Origin of the sequence: Geobacillus zalihae NBRC 101842, from assembly GCF_001544135.1 — a bacterium.
In the GTDB taxonomy this organism is placed as follows: domain Bacteria; phylum Bacillota; class Bacilli; order Bacillales; family Anoxybacillaceae; genus Geobacillus; species Geobacillus zalihae.
In genome coordinates, this window is record NZ_BCPV01000115.1 from 1 (window position 1) to 3527 (window position 3527).

Annotated in this window: 3 protein-coding genes and 3 pseudogenes; 4 read left to right on the forward strand and 2 right to left on the reverse strand. The window is 45.1% G+C overall.

Annotated elements, in window-relative coordinates:
• A partial coding sequence (locus tag GZ1_RS17470) for an Ig-like domain-containing protein (RefSeq protein WP_174520699.1) occupies positions 1 to 793 on the forward strand: 793 nt, incomplete at its 5' end.
• Between the two features lie 125 nt (positions 794 to 918).
• On the opposite strand, the gene GZ1_RS17475 is transcribed toward GZ1_RS17470, so the two are convergent.
• Together GZ1_RS17475 and GZ1_RS17480 are read right to left on the reverse strand one after the other, a co-directional pair.
• Entirely contained in the window at positions 919 to 1173 is a 255-nt protein-coding gene (locus tag GZ1_RS17475; RefSeq protein ID WP_033008370.1) for a GlsB/YeaQ/YmgE family stress response membrane protein, read from the reverse strand.
• 322 nt (positions 1174 to 1495) lie between these two features.
• Positions 1496 to 1876 (reverse strand): hypothetical protein, encoded by a 381-nt coding sequence (locus GZ1_RS17480; RefSeq protein WP_013146024.1) that lies wholly within the window; start codon positions 1874 to 1876, stop codon positions 1496 to 1498.
• Between the two features lie 898 nt (positions 1877 to 2774).
• On the opposite strand from GZ1_RS17480, the pseudogene GZ1_RS18690 reads away from it, so the two are divergent.
• The 3 pseudogenes from GZ1_RS18690 to GZ1_RS17495 form a co-directional block, all read left to right on the forward strand.
• A pseudogene (locus tag GZ1_RS18690) lies at positions 2775 to 2855 on the forward strand (family 1 glycosylhydrolase); the annotation flags it as partial.
• Positions 2856 to 2993: pseudogene (locus tag GZ1_RS19085) on the forward strand (family 1 glycosylhydrolase); the annotation flags it as partial.
• A gap of 73 nt (positions 2994 to 3066) precedes the next feature.
• Positions 3067 to 3312 (forward strand): annotated as a pseudogene (locus GZ1_RS17495) (helix-turn-helix domain-containing protein); the annotation flags it as partial.
• Positions 3313 to 3527: the final 215 nt, after the last annotated feature.

Consider the following 3527-nt stretch of genomic DNA (forward strand, 5'->3'; position numbering starts at 1 on the left):
CCCGATATGGCACGGGGGGAGTGCTGTAGATAATCAAGCGCTGTTCGATTTTAATGGCCGACCTTTACCATCATTATATGTGTTTAAATATGTAAACACAGGAGCTGTAGCTCCTTTGAAAATCGATGAAATCAAAGACATATATATTCGCGCTATAGTTGGTGAACCGGTTGAGTTGCCTGATACGGTAACAGCTACTTATAATGATGGGAGCCAACGCTCTGTTTCTGTGAAATGGGATCAGGACGAGTTGGATCAAGCGCTGAGAATTGGCATCGGAACACATGTGATTCAAGGTATAGTGGAGGGTGGAGAGACGGTAAAAGCCTATCTTGACATTACACCGAAAAACTATGTAGTGAATCCGAGCTTCGAGGATCAAGATAGAACGATGTGGACCATCATTTATCGAAACGGCACTTCTCCACATACGGATTATTTGGAGAAAGCTGCGGATGCGAAATCGGGAAACTATTCCCTTCACTTCTATTCGAGCGAGGCTGTTGATTTCCAGGTAGAACAGACGATCACCGGATTAGAGCCGGGATATTATGATTTATCGATGTTTTTGCAAGGTGGAGATGCCTCCGATGCGGAAATATACTTGTATGCGAAAACAGGAGGTAAAGAGTATCGGGCAGCTGCCACGGTGAATGGTTGGTTGAATTGGAGTCATCCTGAGATTCATGATATTTATATTGGTGATGGAACTGTGACGATCGGAGTGAGCATCAAGGCAAATGGCGGCGCTTGGGGAACGCTGGACGATTTTCAATTATATCGAACTAAATGATGAACTTGTAAAACCGGGCTGAGAAGGGCCCGGTTCCTTCATGTGTGAGCATGAATTTGGAGATGGAAGATTGCGCTATGAGTCTTGCATAAGCGGAATCCATTGCGACCCTAAGGTTTTTGGAATCACGCCGTCCTGTGCCATCTGCGAATGACAAAACTTGCAAGCAAAATGAGGATAACCGAACCGATCAGTGCGGGGATGATGTCAAATCCGCCGATGGTCGGCCCCCAGTTGCCGAGCAGCGCTGTGCCAAGCCAAGCGCCGATGAACCCAGCGATGATGTTGCCGATGATTCCGCCGGGAATATCGCGGCCTGTCAGAAGACCTGCGAGCCAACCGATGACGCCCCCGACAATCAAGCTCCACAAAAATGACATGGATGATTCCTCCCTCAAATCATGAAAAGGATTCTTTCGTATTTATATTGTGCGTCAAAAGGAGCAGCAATTATGCACGCAAAAGCCCCGTCAACTTTATCGGAGCTCGTTCTCTGTTTTTGGCGTTTTGTCCGGGGACAGAGTTTTGGTTGCGTATTGGAAACCAATTGTGTTCATGATGACGGATAAATCATCAGCTTCTCTTCCGCCCTCGTGCGCGGTCGGGCAGGGAGGGATTTGATCCGGGATCAAAGAAGCCGAGATGCAAAAATCAAAGCCGCGCTTGACTTGCAGTCAAACGCGGCTTTCGGATGAAGGAAAACTAGCGAATGGATTCAAGCTGTTTGGCAAGATGGTGGAGTTTTTTCTCGTGCTGGATGGTTTTGGACGCGAGGAAATGGACGGTTTCTTGCGTTTCGGTCAGCTCCACGCGCAAGCCAGCGAATTTTTGTTCGAGTCGGTCGAACCGCTCGTTCACCTCGGCGCGAAATTGCTGCATTTCCGCTCTCAGTTGGTTGGCTGTTTCTTGCATTTCCGCTCTCAACTGATTAGCGGTGTCTTGGATTTCTGCTCTTAGCTGATTAGCAGTGTCTTGGATTTCCGCCCTCAGCTGGCTTCCCATTTCGTCAATTTGGGTGCGGATGTCGCGGGAGAATATTTTCAGCGCCTCGACTACTTCTTTCACAACTGTATCGCGCTCCACGCTTATTCACCTCCTCTTTTTTGATTATACAATGTGAATCAGGGAAAGAAAACGGCTTTTTGAACAAGCGTTTTCTCCGTTTTCATTGGAGTGATCGTTGGCTCGGGCTGCGGCGTCGTGGGTGAGAAAGTTCATGTCAAAGTAGCCAATTCTTATTCATATCGGGTTGAATGATCGCTGGGCGATCAACACGACGAAAAAATTTTTGCTCTGGAACTCCCGCGAAAAACACGGTTCAGTTTTTTATAACATCTTGCTGCAATCATCATCCCTACTTACTATCTTTGAAAAACGAATGTTGAAAAATAAACATGCATTAAGGAATTGAATGGCTCTTCAACAAAAGTTGTACTTGATTTTTTCTGAACATCCCCTATTTACGCTTGTGAGGGAAAATCAACAAATCTGTGATTTTTGCACATCTTTGTGCAGGAAACCGTATTGCTTGTCAAGTACATGTTGTGGTGAAGAGCCAATTGAATGTGTAAACTTGGGTTCATCACCAAAAGATGTACTTGACTTTTAAAGACAAACATGATAGCAATGTTGCTCAAAGAGATGTGTGGTATAAAAAGGAAAAATGCTGTTTTGATTTTCTCTATCATAATCGTCTTTCTTTGTCAAGTACACTTTGTGGTGAAGAGCCTAAACTTGCTATTCTAGGATACCAAGGTTATTTTTGGTAAACTAATGAGGAGGGGGAGCACTGGGGAGGTGCTCTTCCTGTTTATTATGTGCCTATAGGAGGCTGGTGAAAAACGACTGATTTCGCCGAACCCATTGTTTTCGGCCGAAAGAGAAGCGTTGATTTTGCAAGACTTCTCTATTTGAGAAAAAAGTCCATTTTCCGAGATGTTTCACTAAATCACCGGCCTTATAGAGAGGGAGGAATAACCCGATGAATAAAAAGTTTCCAGAAGGCTTTTTATGGGGAGGGGCGACGGCTGCCAATCAAATTGAAGGTGGATGGAATGAAGGGAATATCTTTTGCGCCGACGTTCAAGTGCGCGGCGAGTATCCATCTTTTATGAAACACGTGTTCGACGAGCGTGGGGTGAGACTCGATATTCGCGAAGGGGATTTGGAACTGATCAAGAAGCATACGGTCGACTATATAAATTGAAATAAAGGTTTTCTCCCGTTCCACGGCGAATAAATACAAAGAGAAAATAGGGGAACGGAGAGAAAATATGATGCCAAATCACAAAGACGAGATCGAAAAGTTGTCCACTGCCATGAAAGAAGCAAAAAGTAAACGAGCATATGAACGCTACCAAGCGATTTATCTTCATTTGCAGGGATATACCAAAGGAGAAATCGCAACGATTATTGGTCGATCCAAGAAAACTATTTATAACTATATTCATGCCTACGCCCAGCGCGGTCTTGATGGACTGGAGATGAAATACTCACCTGGCGCCCCACGTCGATTGACTGTTTTCTGCAAAGAAAAAATACAGAGTTTCGCAACGAAAAGTGCAGAGAATTACAACTTGACATGGAGCCTCTGGGGGCGTGATGAAAAAGCCAGGAAGCCAGCAATATCAAGGGCTGGCTATGCCTAAAAAGGCTATCACGCCCCCCTCTCCATGTAAAGTTGGCCTAAGCCAAATTCTCTGCAGATCTCTGCATTTTTATTTTGCAATAAACA